This window comes from Natronospira bacteriovora, assembly GCF_030848495.1.
Lineage (GTDB): Bacteria > Pseudomonadota > Gammaproteobacteria > Natronospirales > Natronospiraceae > Natronospira > Natronospira bacteriovora.
On record NZ_JAVDDT010000001.1, the window covers coordinates 160674 to 179092 of the forward strand.

The following is an 18419-nucleotide window of genomic DNA, read 5'->3' on the forward strand; positions in this document are numbered from 1 at the left end:
GGGGTTAGGGACCAGTGAACGAGTATGTAATCGGCCTCGAGTCGCTCGGAATGGGCGATGTGGAACGGGTCGGGGGCAAGAACGCTTCCCTCGGCGAGATGATCAGCAGCCTCTCCGGGCTGGGGGTATCGGTGCCCGGGGGCTTCGCCACCACCGCCGACGCCTACCGGGAGTTCCTGCAGCACGACGGCCTGGCCGACCGCATCAACGTCGCCCTGGCGGATCTGGACACCGACGATGTGGAGGCCCTGGTTCGCGTGGGCGGGCAGATCCGCCAGTGGATCATGGAAATCCCCTTCCCCCCTGCCCTGGAGGAGGCGGTCAGCAAGGCCTACGCCGGGATGGCCGTGAATGGCGAAGACGCCACCGTGGCAGTCCGCTCCTCGGCCACCGCCGAAGACCTGCCGGACGCCTCCTTTGCCGGTCAGCAGGAGACCTTCCTCAACATTCGCGGCATCGACAACGTGCTGGTGGCACTCAAGGAGGTCTTCGCCTCCCTGTTCAATGACCGGGCCATTGCCTATCGCGTCCATCACGGTTTCCGCCACGAGGAAGTGGCGCTGTCGGCGGGCATCCAGCGCATGGTGCGTTCAGACATAGGCGCCAGTGGCGTCATGTTCACTCTGGACACCGAATCGGGCTTCCCGGACGTGGTTTTCATCACCGCCGCCTATGGTCTCGGTGAGATGGTGGTTCAGGGCGCCGTCAACCCGGACGAGTTCTACGTCTACAAACCGGCGCTGGAAAGGAAGAAACATCCCATCCTGCGGCGCATGATGGGCACGAAGATGGAGAAAATGGTCTACGGCGACAGTGCCGCCAGCGGCAAGTCGGTGAAGACGGAGCCGGTGGACGAGGCCGACCGCAAGCGCTTCTGCCTGAGCGATGACGACGTGGAAGAACTGGCTCGCCAGGCAGTCACCATCGAGAAGCATTATGGACGTCCCATGGATATCGAATGGGGCAAGGATGGTGAAGATGGCAAGATCTACATCCTCCAGGCCCGCCCCGAGACAGTGAAGAGCCGGGCCGGCCAATCCATCGAACGTTACGTACTCAAGAACCGTGGTGAGGTGGTCTGCGAAGGTCGCGCCATCGGCCAGCGAATCGGCACCGGCAAGGCCCGCGTGGTCTCCGACATTTCGGAAATGAACCGTGTGCAGGCGGGCGATGTACTGGTCACCGACATGACCGACCCGGACTGGGAGCCGATCATGAAGCGGGCAGCCGCCATCGTCACCAACCGCGGTGGCCGCACCTGCCATGCTGCCATCATTGCCCGTGAGCTGGGCATTCCCGCCGTTGTCGGCTGCGGCGACGCCACCCGCAGCATTCGTGACGGCAACGGTGTCACGGTCTCCTGCTCGGAAGGCGATACCGGGTACATCTACGACGGCGAGCTGGAGTTCGAGCGCAGCGAGATCAGTCTGGAGTCCATGCCCGACATTCCGCTCAAGGTCATGATGAACGTGGGCAACCCGGACCGGGCCTTTGATTTTTCCGGCATTCCCCACAAGGGCATCGGCCTGGCGCGCCTGGAGTTCATCATCAATCGCATGATCGGCGTCCACCCCAAGGCGCTGCTGAACTTCGAGCAGCAGGACGAAAACATCCAGAACACCATCCGCGAGTTCACCGCCGGCTATGCCAGTCCGGTGCAGTTCTACATCGACAAGCTGGCAGAGGGTATCGGTACGCTGGCGGCCGCCTTTGCGCCGGAACCGGTGATTGTTCGCATGTCGGACTTCAAGTCCAACGAATACGCCAATCTGGTGGGTGGCAGCCAGTACGAGCCGGACGAGGAAAACCCCATGCTGGGCTTCCGGGGCGCCTCCCGTTACATCTCCGATGATTTCCGGGACTGTTTCGAGCTGGAAGTAGCGGCACTGAAGAAAGTGCGGGAGGACATGGGTCTGGAGAATGTCCAGATCATGATTCCCTTCGTTCGCACGGTGGACGAAGCACGCCAGGTCACCGAACTCCTGGAGGGGCATGGCCTAAAGCGGGGCGAGAATGGCCTCAAGCTGATCATGATGTGCGAGCTGCCCTCCAACGCCCTGCTGGCCAATGAGTTCCTGGAATACTTTGACGGTTTCTCCATTGGCTCCAATGACCTGACCCAGCTGACCCTGGGACTGGATCGGGATTCCGGCCTGATTGCCCATCTCTTCGACGAGCGTGACGCTGCCGTGAAGAAGCTGCTTTCCATGGCCATTCAGGCCTGCCGGGATCAGGGCAAGTATATCGGCATCTGCGGGCAGGGTCCCTCGGATCACCCCGACCTGGCCAAGTGGCTGCTGGATCAAGGCATTGAATCGGTCTCACTGAATCCGGACACGGTCATCGAGACCTGGCTGCACCTGGCCGGACAGAAACTGGAAAGCTGACAGCACCGAAACACCTGCCGGACTGAGCGAGGGCCGCCGGGATCATGGAGGAAGCCGATTTTCCTCTGTGAACCCGGTGGCCCTCTGTGTAATCTGTGAAGATTCTTGCCTTCCGGAGTCTGGACATGACAGCGATCAGCAATTCACGGGTACTGGTAACCGGGGCGGCCAGCGGAATCGGCCGCGGCCTCTGCCTGGCCCTGGCGGCCCGCGGTGCCCACGTACTGGGGGTGGACCGGGATCAGGCGGGCCTGGACAGCCTGGCCCGGGAAATCGGGGATGCCTTTGAAGGACACCTCTGCGATCTGAGCGACGTCAACGACATTGAACGCCTGGGGGCCGACCTCCAGGACCGTGGCGAGCCAGTGGACGTGTTGATCAACAACGCCGGCGTGGTGGGTGGCCGCTATCTGGAGCAATCCGACCCGGACAGCATCGAACGTACCTTCCGGGTCAATGCCCTCGCTCCCATTCACCTCACCCGGGTAATGCTGCCGTCAATGCTGGCCCGGGACAGCGGCCATATCGTGACCGTGGCCTCGGCCGCCGGAATTGTGGGTACGGCCCGTCTGGTGGACTATTCGGCCAGCAAATGGGCGGCGATGGGCTTTGACGAAGCCCTGCGCCTGGAGCTCAAGCATCGGGGCAGCCGCATTCGCACCACAGTGGTCTGTCCCTTTTTCGTCAACACCGGCATGTTCGACGGCGTGCAGACCCGTTGGCGCTGGCTGCTGCCGATTCTGGACCCGGACAGGGTCATCCGCCGCATTGTTCGCGCCATCGAGCGGGACCGGGCACGCCTGATCATGCCCTGGCTGGTGTATACCGCCTGGCCGGCCCGCCTTCTTCCCGTGGGGCTGTTCGATCGCCTCATGAGCCTGCTGGGCATTACCCGGAGCATGGACGCCTTCCGCGGTCGCAGCAGGAGCGAGCAGGAAAACACACTCAAGGACGCCGACGACAATCGGGGCGCTGGGCCGTGAGTGAGCATCCCTCGGAAACCGAACAGGAAGCCCGTGTCTTCAATCCGGCAGACGGCTCGATTCTGGCCCGCTATGCCTGGATGACGAACGAGCAGGTGGATCGCGCCTTTGCGGATGCGCGGCTGGCGCAAGCGGAGTGGGCCGCCCTTTCAGTGAAAGAACGCGCCAGCAGAATACGCCCCCTGGAACAATGGTTCGTCAATCAGGCGCAGGATCTGGCCGCCAGTATCAGCGCCTGCAACGGAAAACCGCTGCAGGATGCCCTGGCCACCGAAGTTCTTCCGGGTGCCGGTGCCATCCGGCATTATTGCCGTATGGCACCACGCTGGCTCAAGGCCGAGCATCCGCGGCGCAGCAGCGTCGCCTACTTGAACAAGCACACCCGGATCCACTACCAGCCTCATGGGCTGGTAGGAATCATCGCTCCCTGGAACTACCCGCTCGGCATCCCTGCCCATGAGGTGGTCGCCGCCCTGCTGGCGGGCAACGCCGTGGTGTTCAAGACCGCGCCGGAAACGGTGCCCGTGGGCGATGCACTTGCCCGGGGATTGGGCGAGCTGGATATTCCCGATGGGCTCTTCCATCACCTGATCCTGCCGGGTCCGATTGCCGGTGAGCGCTTTATGGCCAACCCCGGTGGCGTGGACAAGCTTTGCTTCACCGGTTCGGTTCCCGTGGGAAGATTGTTGGCCCGCAAGGCGGCCGAGACGTTCACACCGGTCAGCCTGGAACTGGGTGGAAAGGATGCCATGCTGGTGTGCGGGGATGCCCCGTTGCAGCGCAGCGTCAATGGGGCCCTGTGGGGCAGCCTCCAGAATGGCGGTCAGGCCTGTGCCGGTATCGAACGCATCTATGTGGAAGCGTCGTTGTACGAGGATTTCGTGGCCACCCTGGCCGAAAGGGTCTCGAAACTGCGCGTGGGGCTGCCCACTTCGCCCGATACCGACATCGGCCCCATGACCAGTCAGCGCCAGCGCGATCGGGTCGCAGACCAGGTGGACGCCGCCGTCGCCGACGGCGCTCGCATTGCCGCCCGGAGCCCCCTCCCCGATGATCTTCCGCCGGGTGGTTTCTATTACCCGCCGACGCTGCTGACCGAAGTGACGGACGACATGGCAGTGATGCGGGAGGAAACCTTCGGACCCGTTCTGGCCGTCCGCAAGGTCCGGGACATGCAGGAAGCCATACAGCTGGCCAACGCCAGCCCCTTCGGGCTGACCGCCTCGATCTGGACCCGGCGCCGGCGCCGGGGACGAAGGCTGGCTTTGCAGCTTATTGCCGGCACTGTCACCGTCAATGATCACCTGATGACCCATGGCATGCCGGAGATAAGCTGGGGCGGCCCCCGGCAATCCGGTCTCGGAAGGACCCACGGACGCAGCGGCCTCATGGGCATGGTGCGGGAACAGAACGTGGTGGATGAACGACTGTGGTTCGCCCGACGGGCGCCCTGGTGGTTTCCCTACAGCACTCGCTCCGCCCGTGGCCTGGAAGGTGCCCTGCATGCCTTTCACGGGCGCGGGGCCGGACTCAGGTTAAGTGGCATCGGTCGATTTCTTCGACTCATCCCCGGCCTGTTCCGCTCACAAGGGTCGTGAGAAAACCATGAGAAAGCGACCCCCGTTGCTGGCGCTGCTGCCGGTCGTCACCCTGCTAGCGGCCTGCCAGACGCTACCGCCCAGGGAAGAAATGCTGGCACTGGGCTGTTCCCATGCCCCCTGCCGGGAAGCCGGGGCGCTGCAGCTTCATGATGACGAAGGCCGGGTTCAGACCTTCCATGTGCCTGCGGGACCCGTGTTCGCCGGCGGCATTCTCAGCATCGTTCTGGGCGAGACTCATTATCTGGGCATCAGCCATGAGGGAACAGATGATGGGCGCCTGAAAATGCAGTGGATGAACGCCAGCGACCGGGGCGAAGCGGATCTGAGATTGACCCTGCAAAGGATCAGCACCGGCGACGGTTACGTTAGCCGGCTTACAATACACAATCAGCTGGATCATGCCCTGTGGCTGGAAGCAGAACAGTTTCCGGTGAACCAGGATCGCTTTTACCCCCTTAGCCTTCCGCCGGTCCCGGCGCAGAGACGGGTTCATCGGGAGTGGCCACACACCATCCTGGAGGTACAGCTGACGGGCATCCGGCGCCTCGATCCAGCACGCAGGCCGTGAGATTTGCTTGCAGAAATGCTCGTATGCAGCCAAAGTAGAGCCCATGAAAGGATCCTTTCCGCCGTCCGAAACGGCCCTTCCACGGACCTGGAAATCTGCGTTGACCGGGCCCGCCTATCTGTTGACCGCCCTTTTCCTGGGGGCGGCGCTTCTGCTTCCCCTGCCCTCCCTGGCCGACAGCGACCGTCTGCAACGTTCGGCGGAACTTCGTGACAGTGAACCGGCCCGGGCTCTGGAGCTTGCGCGTGAGGAGCTGGAAGCGGCGCAGGACAGCGGCAATGAGAGCCTGGCCGCACGGGCACGACTGGCCCTCGCTCATGCCCTGGAGGTGCTCGGCGGCCATGACGAAGCCTTGATTCTTCTGGATGCGGCAGAAACCGTCTTTGCCCGGGAACGGGAACAGGAACTGCTGGCCGAAGCGCTGAAACTGCGTGGAGCCATACTCTACTATCAGGGGCGTAACGATCTTGCCCTGAATGCCTTCCAGCGTGCTTACGACATCCATCAGAGGGAAGGCAATCTGAGCGGACTGGCCGAGGCGCTCAATCGAATGGGCCGGGTGCATGACTCCCAGGGCAATCCACAACGGGCGCTGGAATACTATCGCCAATCCTACGAGCAGCAGGAACAGGCCGGCAACCTGGACGGCATGGCCACCCAACTCAACAACATGGCGACCATCGAACGTCAACAGGGCAATGTGGACGCCGCCCTGGAAGCCTACGAGCGGAGCATTACCCTGCGCGAACGCACGGGTAACCTGCGGGACATGGCGGGCACCTACAGCAACATCGGGGTTCTCTACTACTTCGAAGGCAATCACACCCAGGCGCTGGAATGGATGGATCGTGCCATTGCGCTTCAGGAGCAGATCGGCGATCAGCCGGGTGTGGCCCGCAGCCAGTACAACATCGGCCGGATCCTGGAAGGCCTGGAGCGGACGGATGAAGCCATCGAACGCTTCGAAACCAGTCTGCCCATTGCGCTGGAGAACAATAACCTCAATCTCTTGCGTCTCATCTACACCCGTCTTTCGGAGATCAATGCCGACCGGGGAAACTACCAACGTGCACTCGAGTTCAGCCGCATGGCCACGGACGCGCGAACTGAAATGTTTGACGTTGAGCGCCAGCGGCAGATTGAAGCCATGAATGCGCGATTCGAGACCAGTCGCAAGGAACGGGAAATCGCATTACTTCAGGAACAGCGGCGCTTTGACAGCCTGGTTCGCAATACCGCCATGGGAGGCAGCCTGCTCATGCTGATCCTGATTGCGGTCACCTACAACCGTTACCGCATCAAGCTTCGCGCCAATCAAACCATTCAGAAGAAGAATGAGGAACTGTCCACACTGGACAGCATTGTGGCAGCCATCAACTCCCAGGAAGACTTCAGGGATGTGCTCGCCATCCTGCTCAAACGCACCGTGGGGTTCTTTCATAACGCAGACAAGGGCACGGTGCTGGTCATGGAACCCGGCACGCGTCGCTTTCAGGTCGCCGGCGCCTACGGCGTACTGGCTGCCGAAATCGATGACCATGAGCTGGATTACGAGACCGTCCTGGACATGTACACGCATGGCGGGGAAGAAATCGGTGATGGCATCTTTCTTCATGACCCGGCCAGACCCATCGGCCGCACTTCAATGACTGAAGGGGATAGTGAACTGGTCTCCCTCGTAGCCATGACGATCATGATCGACCGTCAGATCGAAGGCTTCCTGATCCTAACCAACAACCCGGGCGATCCCCCATTTCGTCCTGCCGACGCCCCCCGTTTCGCCCGTATTCGGGAACATGCCATTTCCGCGTTGACCCGTGCGCGGCACATCGAGAACCTCAAGGAAGAAAACCTGCGTGCCGAAGAGGCCATTTGTCGCCTGAGAATAACCGAGCGGAACCTTAAACAGGCTGTTGAAGAGGCACGCAAGGCCAATGCGATCAAGAGTGACTTTCTGGCCCGCATGTCCCACGAACTGCGCACGCCGCTCAATGCCATCATTGGCTACAGTGAAATGCTCGCCCGTGAACTCAACCAGGGTGCAACTGCCGGATTTGCCAATGACGCCCAGAGAATCCGGTCCGCCGGGCAACACCTGCTGACACTCATCAACGAACTACTGGATCTTTCGAAGATCGAAGCCGGAAAAACCGAGATCTGGGGAAGCGAGTTCCGGGTCAATGAACTGACTCACGATGTGGCGGACATGATCCGGCCGCAGATTGCCGAGAACAGGAACGAGCTCCACGTCCATGATGCGGAAACGGACCCCCTCATGAATTCGGACCCGGTCCGCCTGCGCCAGATCCTGTTCAATCTTCTCGCCAATGCCACCAAGTTTACCGAAGCTGGTGACATTCACCTCGAAGTGGAATCCGAAGACGGGGGCGAGGTTCCCATGATCCGCTTTCGCGTGCGGGACAATGGCATTGGCATGACGGCCGAACAGACGCGTCGAGTATTTGATTCCTTCACCCAGGCCGATGACACCATCAGTCGCCGTTTCGGTGGCACCGGTCTGGGACTTTCTGTCAGCCGAGGCCTTGCCCGTCTTCTGGGTGGCGACATTGCCGTTGAAAGTGAACTGGGGCGAGGGTCTGTTTTCACGCTCACGCTGCCGGCCAGCATGCCGACAGAAAACGAAGCAGGCACTGAACAGCGACAAATCCGCTCGGCTCCACAAGATGAGCATCAGGAATCAAGCGGCGGCGGTCGCATCCTCGTTGTCGAGGACAATGCCATCAATCGCGACATGCTGACACGACATCTGGAACTGGAAGGTTTCGAGACGCTGAGTGCGGATGACGGCCCGGTTGCCATTGACATGGCCCGCCGCGAGCAACCGGATCTCATTCTCATGGATATGAGCCTGCCCACCATGGATGGCTGGGAAACCACACGGCAACTCAAGAACAGCGCCGAGACCCGATCCATACCCGTGATCGGCCTGTCGGCACACGCCATGAACAGCCATCGCAACAAGGCGCTGGATGCCGGTTGTGATGAGTATGAGCACAAGCCCATCGACTTTGAGGGCCTGCTGCAGAAGATCCGGCGACTCAAGAAGGCCTGAGTCGCCCGGTCACCCTCGCCGCTCACGCGATCAGTGCTGGGTTCCCCCCAACCCCCCTTCCCCGTCCTCGTTACGACCCAGCCAGTCGATGCGATAAAGATCCAGGCGACGATCCCGGAAATTCCTCACGGAGCCCTCGTTGCGCAATTGCTTGAGCTTCTCCAGGTCCAGATCCACGATCAGGGTCATCTCTGTATTGGGCGTGGATTCCGCAGCCACCCCGTCATGGGGAAAGGCGAAATCAGCCGGGGTGAAGACCGCCGTCTGTGAATACTGGATATCCGCATTCTCGATCTTTGGAAGGTTGCCCACACTCCCGGTGATTGCCACATAGCATTCGTTCTCCACAGCCCTCGCCTGGGCACAACGGCGAACCCGAAGGTAGCCATTCTTTGTGTCTACCCAGTAGGGCACAAACAGAATCTGCATGCCCTTGTCCATGAGAATCCGCGATAATTCCGGAAACTCACAGTCATAACAGACGAGGATGCCGATCTTGCCCACATCGGTGTCGAATACCTTGAGCGAATTGCCGCCCACTGTCCCCCAGTACGCCTTTTCATCCGGGGTCACGTGCAACTTGTATTGCCGGTCCTGCGTCCCGTCCCGACGAAAGAGGAATGCAACGTTGTAAAGTTTCTGCTCTTCGTAGACGGGCATGGAACCGCCAATGATATTGACGTTGTAGGAGACCGCCAGTTGCTGGAGCTGGTCGGCAATTTCTTCGGTGTAGCCCGCCAGGCCGCGGATGGCTTCAGCCGGATTACCCTGGTCGAAGAAGCCCAGCAGGGGCGCGTTGAACAGTTCGGGGAACACGAGAAAGTCCGCATTGTAGCCGCCCATGGCATCCACAAAGAACTCCGCCTGTTGCATCAGTTCTTCCAGAGAGCGAACTCGCCGCATCTGCCATTGCACCGTACCGACACGGACGGTGGTCTTCTGCTCACCGATCAATGGTGGTGTCCGATCCTCGTAGTAGATATTGTTCCACTGAAGGACGGTCGCAAATCCCTGGGAGGCCTCATCATCCGGAATATAATCGCGAATGATGCGTCGCACATGAAAATCGTTGGCCAACTGAAAACTCAAAATGGGGTCACGAATTTCGCGGCGCTGCACCAGCTCGATGTACTTTTCTGGTGACATCTCGCCGGCGTACTCCCGGTAACCGGGGATACGCCCTCCTGCCACGATGGCCCGCAGATTGAGATTTCGGCACAGTTCCTTGCGGGCATCATAGAGGCGCCGGCCTAGCCGCATGTCACGGTATTCCGGGTGGACAAAGACATCCACCCCGTACATGACATCACCGTTGGGATCATGCGTGGAAAACGTGCCGTTTCCGGTGATCTGACGATAGCTGTGATGATCGCCGAAGCGGCCGTAATCAACCACCAGCGTAATGGCGGCGGCAATGACCTTGCCCTTGTCCTCCACACCGATCTGACCTTCCGGAAAACGAGACAGCAAGGCGTTGAATTCATCACGATCCCAGGCTCCGCCCATGCCGGCATAGACCTGGTTCATGATTTCGGCAACATCCTCATAGTCATCATGCCGCAGGTTACGTAACTGCAGATGGTGCTCTTCGTGCTCACGCCCATCCTTTTGCGAGTCCCTGTCAATCATTGCTCACCCTTGCCGTCATGGTCATCGATGCCTTGACCTCGATCCGAAGGAATATCACCTTCCAGACGTTTCCAATGTGATGTGCGCCCCAGCATAGGCGTGCCCACATAGCCACGGAGATTCAACCCGGCACCCTCATCCACGGCTCGCAGGCGGGCCCGGTAGGTTCGGCCATTCTCCGGATCGTAGACCTCACCACCGCGCCAGTCACCTTCACGCCGTCGTTCGAAACCCTCCAGTATCCTCAGACCCAGCACCGGCCGCTCCCGAATCTCGGGTTCAGGGTTCTCCACGTCCAGAAGCGGCTGCCCGGCACGTTCGTGGGACTCCGGATGACGAGGCTCAAGGAGCCAGATGATTCTGCCCGCAAGCCCTTCATCCAAGAGACGGATCTCCACAATGGCCTCACCGTCTTCCGTCCACCATCGACCTTCCACCGGATCGGCGATGGCCGCCCCACTCAACAGCAACGACATGAGCAATGCGAGCAAGTGATTATTCATGCATCCTGTCCTTCAATTCCCAGTACATCCTGGCGATAGCGCTTCGCTCTGGGATCCATGACCCTGCGCCAGAGCGACGGCACGAGTGCCAGCAACACCATGCCCGCGTAGCCGGTCGGAAGCTGGGGACTCTCATCGAAATGCTGCAGCGCCTGATAGGGGGTAATGGAGTGGGCGTGATGATGGGAGTGGCGCTGCAGATTGAAAAGAATGAAATTCGTCAGGCGCTCACTGGCATTCCAGGAGTGATGAATGCGAACCTTTTCATACCGCCCCGTCCCGGTGCGGCGACGCTCCAGACCATAGTGCTCGATGTAATTAACCACTTCCAGCAAGGTGAAGGCAATGACCGCTTGCACGGCAAAGGTCGCGGCGCCGACAGAGCCGGCCAGGCCGTAGGCCGCCATCAGGAGAAACAAAGGGCCGGCAATCGCCCAGATCATCTGGTTGCGCAGGCTCCAGAATCCACAGCCTTCCTTCTGCATGCGTTCCACCTCCAGATCCCAGGCACTGCGCCAGCTTCCCAGCAGCGTGCGCGGAAGGAAACGATAGAAGGATTCGCCGAATCGAGCCGTGGCCGGATCGTCCGGTGTCGCCACCCGGCTATGATGGCCCCGGTTGTGTTCAACCAGGAAATGCAGATAGGCAACGCTGATCAACAACAGCCGGGCAAGGGTCTTCTCGAACAGTCCGCGCCGGTGACCCAACTCATGGGCCACGGTAATCCCGATGCCACCGGTGATGACGCCGGTGGAGACCATCAAGCCCGCCAGGGCAATACCATCCATTGCCTGCCCCGCACGCCACACCGCCCAGACCAGAACAGCAAACTGAACCGGCACCCAAAGGTAGAGAATCAGGCTGTAGAAACGGCTGTCCAGCACCTTTTGCAGAACCCGCTCATCCACATTGGCCCGGTCACGCCCGACAAGGAGGTCGGCCAGGGGAATCAGGCCGAAGACGACCACTACCGGCAGAAAGGCCCAGAATCCACCCCAGGTCACTCCCAACCATAGAAGCAAGGGCAGAATGAACGGCAGCAGAAAGCCAGGCCGAATGATTCGAGCATGAAACAGGGGGTCTTTCGTTGCCATTTTGCACCTCCGCCGGTCTTCCCGGCTCCCGGACAGTTTCAGGCCGGGATTCGAATTTGACAAGCCACTCCGCGGGCCGATTGCCGGCCCGATTCAGTCCGGCGGCGGCAGGAAATCAAAGGCGGTACGATCAACATTGCCGCCGGTGAGCACGGCCACGACCCGCTCCCCGGCTTCCACACGCCCTTGCATGAGCGCGGCAACGGCCACCACACCCGATGGTTCCAACACCATTCCACTGTGCCGCAACAACAGCTTCATGGCTCCGATGATGGCATCATCGCTGACACTCACCACCGCATGGACATGCTTGCGGATGATGGCGAGATTGCTCGTCCCGACCGTCGCCCTGAGACCGTCCGCAATGGTGGATGGCTGCACGGGCACGATCCGCCCGGCCGCGAGGGAACGAATGGTGTCATCCGCCCCTTCCGGCTCCACCCCGACAATGCGCGCGCCCGGGCAGGCCTCGGCCAGGTAAGCCGACATGCCCGAGATGAGACCACCTCCGCCCACCGGCGCAACCAGTGTGTCGCCGGGCCCCAGATCCCCCAGCTGCGCCAGAATTTCCATTGCCACGGTGCCCTGGCCGGCCATTACCCGGCCATCCTCGTACGGGTGTATGACGGTGGCGCCGGTATCGGCCACAACGGCCTCCAGTGTCGCCACCCGACTGGCCATGGTGGGCTGGCATTCGATGATCCGGGCACCCCAGCGGCGGGCCGCTTCCTGCTTGGGACGGGCTGCACCCTCGGGCATGACGACGTGGGCCGGAATGCCGCGAAGGTGGGCCGCTCTTGCCAGCGCAGCGGCATGGTTGCCAGAGGAGTGGGTCGCCACACCCCGCCTTGCAGCCGCCGGGGACAGCGAAAAAACGGCATTGCAGGCACCACGGGCCTTGAAAGCACCACCCGCCTGAAGGTTTTCACATTTCAGAAATACCCGCTGCCCCACACTCGCATCAAGGGCGGAGAAATGCCTGAGCGGCGTGCTCTCTACATGGTCTCGGATACGATCGGCGGCGGATTCCACCGATTTTCGGTCCGGCCAGGCCGTGATGTCCGTTTTTGCCATTGTTCTGCTCATCCTGGCGCCTCATTTCAAAATCGTCGAAACACGATCAGGCGATTGTTGGCCGGCATTTCGCGCACCTCGAGCAATGCGAGATCGCAGGAGCGGGCCAGGGCCTGCAGCTCATCCAGGTCACGCAGCCCCATTCCCGGGTCCTGTTGCTGAAGCTGACGGTGAAAGGCGAGGTTGCTGTCGCTGTTATGTCGCCCATGGCGGGAAAAAGGGCCGTAGAGAAGGAACAGCCCGCCGGCGGAAAGCTGTCGGCCGACTCCGGCAAACATCCTCTCCACGGCATCCCAGTGCATGATATGGGCCGTATTGGCGGAAAACACGGCATCGATCGGGATGTCGGGCCACGGATCCTGCATCAAGTCCAGACGATGCGGGCCCTTGAGGTTCGGAAGTGCTGCCTGGCTCACCCAGGCCCGGATTCCTTCCAGGTTTTCTGCCCGGTCGGATGCATGCCAGACGAGATCCGCCAGCATGGAACAGAAATGCACCCCGTGTTGACCACTGCCGCTGCCGATTTCAAGCACGGTGGCCGGCATGGGAAGCAGGGCCTGCAATTCCCGGAGAATGGGCGCCTTGTTGCGCTCACAGGCCGCCGAAAATGGACGTTCGCGCATCAAGGCTCCAAATGAGGCACATCCAGGCGCAGGAAATGTTCCCGATAATGCTTCAGTTCCTCAATGGAATCCCGGATGTCATCAAGGGCCAGGTGGCTGGATTCCTTCTGAATGCCCGCCGCCACCTGGGGAGCCCAGCGTCGGGCCAGCTCCTTCAGGGTGCTCACATCCAGATTGCGATAGTGGAACCAGGCCTCCAGTCGGGGCATTTCCCGCGCCAGAAAACGCCTGTCCTGGCATATGCTGTTGCCACACATGGGTGAAGCCTTTTCGGGCACCCACCGTTCCAGAAAGGCCAGCGTCTGCCGCTCCGCCTCGGCGACCGTGACATCGCTGCTGCGCACCCGCTCCACCAGCCCGGACTCTCCATGCTGACGGGTATTCCATTCATCCATCGCGTTCAGCACCGTTTCCGCCTGGTGAATGGCCAGAACCGGCCCTTCCGCCAGAGTGTTAAGATGCTTGTCAGTAACAATGGTGGCGATCTCGATGATATGGTCCTGCTGCGTATCCAGGCCGGTCATTTCGAGATCGATCCAGATCAGGTTATCGCGATCCGCTGCCATGACGATCCTCATATTTGATTGAGCTCAGCATTCATTCTATCAGTGAAGCACCAGTGGCTGTCCTGATCCAGCTCCGGGAGCGAAAACCAGACCATGTCGGCAAGCGAGCAATGCATTCACGGCCAGGTTCTGGCCAGCTATGGCAGCCATGCCCTGGTGGACTGCGAGGACGGCGAAAACCGGGAGTGCAGCATCAAGGGCAAGCGCCTGAGGCCGGTGGCTGGTGACCGTGTGAGCATTACTCTGGCCGACAATGGTGGCGCCGTGATCGCCCACATCCATGAGCGGGAAAGTGAACTGGCCCGTCAGAGCGGGGGTGGCCGTCATGCCCAGGTTCTGGCCGCCAACCTGGATACCCTGGTCGTCGTTATCGCCCCGGAACCCTGGCCGGAACCAGGGATTGTGGATCGCTATCTGGCCGCTGCGGAACACCTGGGCTTGCAGGCCCTGATCGTCCTTAACAAGATCGATCTCACGGCGGACGAGGAACCCGACTGGCTGTCGGAATTCGAGACGCTGGGTTATGGCGTCTTTCGTACCTCGGCCGAGCGCGGAACCGGCCTGGATGCCCTGCGCGCCCGCCTCGCGCGCCACACGGCCAGTCTGGTGGGGCAATCGGGCGTGGGCAAATCGAGTCTGCTCAACAGGCTCATGGGGGAAGCCATTGCGCGTACCGGCGAGATATCGGATCGCAGCGGCGAGGGGCGGCACACTACCACCACCGCCTTCCTTCACCGACTGCCCGGGCAGCCCGGGGGGCTGATCGACTCACCCGGCGTGCGCGATTACCACCTCCCGCCGGTGCCCCCGGAACGGGTTCCCTTCCTGTTTCGGGAAATCCGCGAAGCCGGCAGCGGCTGCCGTTTCAACAATTGCCGCCACCGCAACGAGCCAGGTTGCGCTGTCATGGATGCAGTGGATGCCGGCGCCATCGCCCAGCGCCGATATCGCAGTTTCCTGCGGCTGCTGGAACAGATGGAAACCATCGGGGAAAGAAATCCGGGCCTGTTTCCGCGCTGATCAATCCGCACAACTCAGGTGAAACCAGTGCCAGGGTTCCGGAATGATGCCCTTGCTGTTTCCACGCGGATAGGATTCACGGAAGCCGAAGTCCGCGGCATGGCGATGGAGCCATTCATATGCCCTGGTATGGCGAAAGGCCGCACCCAGCTGTGGTTGCTCCTCGCTGGCAAGGTCGACGGCACAGCCGCTGTGATGCTCGCTGTAGCCCGGCAATGCGATGGAGGCGAAAACCCGTTCCGGCGCGCGCCCTTCCTCAAGACGCCGTCGAATCAGATGTGCCTGGTACTCCGCAGATCGATAACTCGAAACCACCAGAAAGCGAACACCATCCTCTCGCGCCGCCTGATCCATGGCATGCCAGGCCTCCGCCGCTGCCGGGGCCAGGAAATGCTGTCTGCCGTAGGCATCCCTCCCAATGGACTGGAGCACATTCGCCTCGTAATGAAATCGCAGGCGTGACCGCGCCGCCGCATCCGGATGGATGCCCAGCCATTGATGCAGGGCAGAAACATGCTTGTAAAAGGCGAGACCACTTGTCCCTAGCTGTCTGTCAGGACTTACGGCCAGCAGCTCTGCAGGCAGGCAGAACAGCGCGGCCAGCACCAGCATCAACCGGGCGGCCACTTCAGACTCCGCCCCCCGAGCACATGCAGGTGGATATGAAAGACGCTCTGCCCCGCCCCTTCACCACAGTTCATTACGACTCGATAGCCCGAGGACTCAAGCCCCTCGATTCGCGCCACTTCCTTGGCGGCCAGGAACATCTCTCCAATGAGCATCCGGTCATCGGCCTCGATGTCATTGATGGTGGCAATGGGCTTGCGGGGAATGACCAGCACATGGGTCGGTGCCTGAGGGTTGATATCCCGAAAGGCGACAACCCGCGAATTCTCGTAAACGATATCCGCATCCATCTCGCCACGGGCAATCTTTCCGAATATGGTATCGTCACTCATGCTGGAACCATCCTCGATAGGCACTGGGAAGGATCAGCATAACCTTTTGAAAAGCCGCAGAAAAGCACCTGATTGGCCGATATGCCCGCAAAACTGTCAAGATCGGCTTTTTACGCTGGCGGGAAAGGACAAACCATGAGAAGCCGTCGACACATCGCCACCACCTGGATCCTGGCTTCCACCCTGGGTGCCCTGGTGACGGCCTGTGCCGGTGTCAAACCGGCACAAGAAGTGGTGTCCACCGCGCCTGCAGAGGAGGTGACCCTGCGCCCTGTCTTCAACTCGGCGCTTTTCGAACCTCTGCCTGCCGTGCCCTCGGCAGGGGAACTCACCAACCCCAGCGACCGCCAGTCCCGGGAGTTTCTTTCCTTCTACCACGCAGAGGAACGACGGAACGTAGACGGACATCGGCGTTTGCGTGATTACCTCGAACGGCGACTATCGGGATTCGACTACCGGCATGACACACTTGCCGTCAGCGAGGCACTAGAACTGGGACAGGGAAACTGCATGTCCCTGGCCGCAGTGACCTATGGCCTTACCGAGCTCGTCGGACTGGATATCGAATTCCAGCTGGTCAATACGCCCCCTGTCTTCGACCGGGACGAGCGAACGGTCGTCAGCAGCAACCATGTGCGAAGCCGGGTCTTTCAACCGGATTACGAACCAGCCAAGGGACACTTTCCGCTGCAACGCCCACACATTGTGATTGACTACTTTCCGAGCCGCCGCGGTATCGGAGGGCGTCGAATCAATCAGGATGAATTCCTGGCCATGTTTTACAGGAACCTGTCGGCCGAGGCACTGCTGAACGACGACCCATCCGCTGCCTTCGCCTTTGCCCTCGAAGCGCTGGCACACAAGGAAGCCTACCCCGATGCACTGAACCTGCTGGCCATCCTGCACCGGCGAGCGGGCGATATCCGCACCGCCGAAGCCATATACAACTACGCCGTCAATCAATCCGGCGATCGGGTTGATCTGCTCAACAACCACATCAACCTTCTGCGTGCAGAACAACGCCACCAGGAGGCGGACATCCTTGAGCGCAGGCTGGCTCAATTACCGGACGACAACCCCTTTCGGTGGATTGAACTGGGTGAGCAGGCTCGCCAGCAGGGGGCCTACGCACAGGCCCTGAAGTGGTTTTCCCTTGCAATCGAGCGGGCACCGTATCTTCACGAAGGCTATTGGCGGAAGGCGGTGGTTCTTGCGCAGATGGGGCAGTACCAGAGAAGTGCCGCGGCCCTGTCGAAGGCAAGCGAACTCGCTCATCGCCCGAATGATCAGCGCAAATACATGAGCAAAATGCAGACATTGACCGAGGCCGGAATACAGGATCGGAATCCCTCGCCCTAGGCGGAACGCCCCCGGCCTACAGTTGAATCCGTCCCTGAAAAGCGTGGGAGAGCGTGCCGCCATCCACGTACTCGAGCTCTCCCCCAATCGGAACGCCATGGGCAATGCGGCTCGTCCGAACGCCGTGCGCCCTTGCAATGTCCGTGAGATAGCTGGCGGTCGCCTCCCCCTCCACGGTGGGGTTGGTGGCCAGAATGAGCTCCTCCACCGTGCCATCTCCCAGGCGGGATTCCAGCAGATCGAGGCCCAGTTCCTCCGGGCCGATACCGTCCAGTGGCGATAGATGCCCCAGGAGCACGAAGTACAGGCCCTGATAGGCCGTCGCCTGCTCGATGGCCATGACATCGGCCGGACTTTCCACCACGCACACCAGCCCCTGCTCCCGCCGGGGATTGCGACAGATCCCGCAAATGTCGTCATCGCTGAGCATGCGGCAACGCCCGCACTGGCCGACCTTCTCCAGGGCAGCGGACAGTGACCTGACCAGCTGCTCACCGCCGCTTCGATCCCGCTCGAGAATATGGAAGGCCATGCGCTGGGCCGAACGTGGCCCCACGCCGGGCAGGGCCTTGAGCGCTTCGATCAGCGATTCCACATGGCGTGAGAACATCCGGTCGGATCCTTCAGAATGGCAGTTTCATGCCCGGTGGCATCATGCCGCCCATGCCGCCGGCCATCCCTGACATTTTCTCCTGGGTGGTTTCCTCCACCTTGCGCACGGCATCGTTGAAGGCCGCCGCCACCAGGTCCTCGAGCATCTCCCGATCATCGCCCACCAGGCTGTCATCGATACGAATGGCCCGAACCTCATGGCGCCCGGTCAGCACCACTTCCACCATGCCGCCACCGGCACTGCCGGTCACTTCTAGCTGCGCCAGCTCTTCCTGCGCTTTTTTCATCTGCTCCTGAATCTGCTGGGCCTGCTTCATCAGGCCTCCCAGTCCACCTTTCATGGTCTACCTCCACATGTCAGAAAATGG

17 protein-coding genes are annotated in these 18419 nt (G+C 61.0%); 7 read left to right on the plus strand and 10 right to left on the minus strand.

Annotation, left to right across the window (positions count from 1 at the left end; all coding sequences use genetic code 11):
* Positions 1–14: 14 nt before the first annotated feature.
* The 5 genes from ppsA to RBH19_RS00800 all read left to right on the plus strand — a co-directional run bounded on the left by ppsA (position 15) and on the right by RBH19_RS00800 (position 8612).
* Positions 15–2387, plus strand: a complete 2373-nt coding sequence (ppsA, locus tag RBH19_RS00780) for a phosphoenolpyruvate synthase (RefSeq protein WP_306726897.1) — start codon at positions 15–17, stop codon at positions 2385–2387.
* Positions 2388–2512: 125 nt separating this feature from the next.
* The gene (locus tag RBH19_RS00785; protein WP_306726898.1) at positions 2513–3370 is read left to right on the plus strand and encodes an SDR family oxidoreductase; all 858 of its coding nucleotides are present in this window, start codon (positions 2513–2515) and stop codon (positions 3368–3370) included.
* Positions 3367–4968: an aldehyde dehydrogenase family protein gene (locus RBH19_RS00790; RefSeq protein WP_306726899.1), complete on the plus strand. Its 1602-nt coding sequence runs from the start codon at positions 3367–3369 to the stop codon at positions 4966–4968. Before RBH19_RS00785 ends, RBH19_RS00790 begins: the two co-directional genes overlap by 4 nt.
* A 7-nt stretch (positions 4969–4975) precedes the next feature.
* Complete coding sequence (locus tag RBH19_RS00795; protein ID WP_306726900.1) at positions 4976–5539, plus strand: hypothetical protein; 564 nt, start codon at positions 4976–4978, stop codon at positions 5537–5539.
* Between the two features lie 100 nt (positions 5540–5639).
* Positions 5640–8612: an ATP-binding response regulator gene (locus RBH19_RS00800; protein ID WP_306726901.1), complete on the plus strand. Its 2973-nt coding sequence runs from the start codon at positions 5640–5642 to the stop codon at positions 8610–8612.
* 30 nt (positions 8613–8642) lie between these two features.
* Here the strand turns inward: RBH19_RS00800 and RBH19_RS00805 are convergent, their stop codons facing one another.
* From RBH19_RS00805 to orn, 6 genes are all read right to left on the minus strand, one after another.
* Positions 8643–10241, minus strand: coding sequence for a bifunctional GNAT family N-acetyltransferase/carbon-nitrogen hydrolase family protein (locus RBH19_RS00805; protein ID WP_306726902.1), 1599 nt, complete (start codon positions 10239–10241; stop codon positions 8643–8645).
* Positions 10238–10744, minus strand: coding sequence for a DUF2147 domain-containing protein (locus RBH19_RS00810; RefSeq protein ID WP_306726903.1), 507 nt, complete (start codon positions 10742–10744; stop codon positions 10238–10240). Before RBH19_RS00810 ends, RBH19_RS00805 begins: the two co-directional genes overlap by 4 nt.
* Positions 10741–11838, minus strand: coding sequence for an alkane 1-monooxygenase (locus tag RBH19_RS00815; protein WP_306726904.1), 1098 nt, complete (start codon positions 11836–11838; stop codon positions 10741–10743). Before RBH19_RS00815 ends, RBH19_RS00810 begins: the two co-directional genes overlap by 4 nt.
* Before the next feature lie 93 nt (positions 11839–11931).
* Positions 11932–12912 (minus strand): threonine ammonia-lyase, encoded by a 981-nt coding sequence (locus RBH19_RS00820; protein ID WP_306726905.1) that lies wholly within the window; start codon positions 12910–12912, stop codon positions 11932–11934.
* Between the two features lie 26 nt (positions 12913–12938).
* On the minus strand, positions 12939–13538 hold the full coding sequence (locus RBH19_RS00825; RefSeq protein ID WP_306726906.1) for a DUF938 domain-containing protein: 600 nt from the start codon (positions 13536–13538) through the stop codon (positions 12939–12941).
* The gene (orn, locus tag RBH19_RS00830; protein WP_306726907.1) at positions 13535–14101 is read right to left on the minus strand and encodes an oligoribonuclease; all 567 of its coding nucleotides are present in this window, start codon (positions 14099–14101) and stop codon (positions 13535–13537) included. The genes RBH19_RS00825 and orn overlap by 4 nt, the downstream gene beginning before the upstream one ends.
* Positions 14102–14194: 93 nt before the next feature.
* On the opposite strand from orn, the gene rsgA reads away from it, so the two are divergent.
* Entirely contained in the window at positions 14195–15121 is a 927-nt protein-coding gene (rsgA, locus tag RBH19_RS00835) for a ribosome small subunit-dependent GTPase A (RefSeq protein WP_306726908.1), read from the plus strand.
* Here the strand turns inward: rsgA and RBH19_RS00840 are convergent, their stop codons facing one another.
* Together RBH19_RS00840 and RBH19_RS00845 are read right to left on the minus strand one after the other, a co-directional pair.
* On the minus strand, positions 15122–15748 hold the full coding sequence (locus RBH19_RS00840; protein WP_306726909.1) for a M15 family metallopeptidase: 627 nt from the start codon (positions 15746–15748) through the stop codon (positions 15122–15124).
* Entirely contained in the window at positions 15733–16080 is a 348-nt protein-coding gene (locus tag RBH19_RS00845; RefSeq protein WP_306726910.1) for a histidine triad nucleotide-binding protein, read from the minus strand. The genes RBH19_RS00840 and RBH19_RS00845 overlap by 16 nt, the downstream gene beginning before the upstream one ends.
* Positions 16081–16215: 135 nt before the next feature.
* On the opposite strand from RBH19_RS00845, the gene RBH19_RS00850 reads away from it, so the two are divergent.
* Complete coding sequence (locus RBH19_RS00850; RefSeq protein WP_306726911.1) at positions 16216–17439, plus strand: tetratricopeptide repeat protein; 1224 nt, start codon at positions 16216–16218, stop codon at positions 17437–17439.
* A 16-nt stretch (positions 17440–17455) separates the two neighbouring features.
* Here the strand turns inward: RBH19_RS00850 and recR are convergent, their stop codons facing one another.
* Positions 17456–18049 (minus strand): recombination mediator RecR, encoded by a 594-nt coding sequence (gene recR, locus RBH19_RS00855; protein ID WP_306726912.1) that lies wholly within the window; start codon positions 18047–18049, stop codon positions 17456–17458.
* 13 nt (positions 18050–18062) lie between these two features.
* Positions 18063–18392, minus strand: a complete 330-nt coding sequence (locus tag RBH19_RS00860; RefSeq protein ID WP_306726913.1) for a YbaB/EbfC family nucleoid-associated protein — start codon at positions 18390–18392, stop codon at positions 18063–18065.
* Between the last annotated feature and the right edge of the window lie 27 nt (positions 18393–18419).

Excerpts from the sequence above, each read along its gene's own strand:
- RBH19_RS00820 (WP_306726905.1), bottom strand. The coding sequence starts at position 12,912 with ATGGCAAAAACGGACATCACGGCCTGGCCGGACCGAAAATCGGTGGAA.
- RBH19_RS00795 (WP_306726900.1), top strand. The coding sequence starts at position 4,976 with ATGAGAAAGCGACCCCCGTTGCTGGCGCTGCTGCCGGTCGTCACCCTG.
- RBH19_RS00815 (WP_306726904.1), bottom strand. The coding sequence starts at position 11,838 with ATGGCAACGAAAGACCCCCTGTTTCATGCTCGAATCATTCGGCCTGGC.
- recR (WP_306726912.1), bottom strand. The coding sequence starts at position 18,049 with ATGTTCTCACGCCATGTGGAATCGCTGATCGAAGCGCTCAAGGCCCTG.
- RBH19_RS00785 (WP_306726898.1), top strand. The coding sequence starts at position 2,513 with ATGACAGCGATCAGCAATTCACGGGTACTGGTAACCGGGGCGGCCAGC.
- RBH19_RS00850 (WP_306726911.1), top strand. The coding sequence starts at position 16,216 with ATGAGAAGCCGTCGACACATCGCCACCACCTGGATCCTGGCTTCCACC.
- RBH19_RS00805 (WP_306726902.1), bottom strand. The coding sequence starts at position 10,241 with ATGATTGACAGGGACTCGCAAAAGGATGGGCGTGAGCACGAAGAGCAC.
- rsgA (WP_306726908.1), top strand. The coding sequence starts at position 14,195 with ATGTCGGCAAGCGAGCAATGCATTCACGGCCAGGTTCTGGCCAGCTAT.
- RBH19_RS00845 (WP_306726910.1), bottom strand. The coding sequence starts at position 16,080 with ATGAGTGACGATACCATATTCGGAAAGATTGCCCGTGGCGAGATGGAT.
- orn (WP_306726907.1), bottom strand. The coding sequence starts at position 14,101 with ATGGCAGCGGATCGCGATAACCTGATCTGGATCGATCTCGAAATGACC.
- RBH19_RS00810 (WP_306726903.1), bottom strand. The coding sequence starts at position 10,744 with ATGAATAATCACTTGCTCGCATTGCTCATGTCGTTGCTGTTGAGTGGG.
- RBH19_RS00860 (WP_306726913.1), bottom strand. The coding sequence starts at position 18,392 with ATGAAAGGTGGACTGGGAGGCCTGATGAAGCAGGCCCAGCAGATTCAG.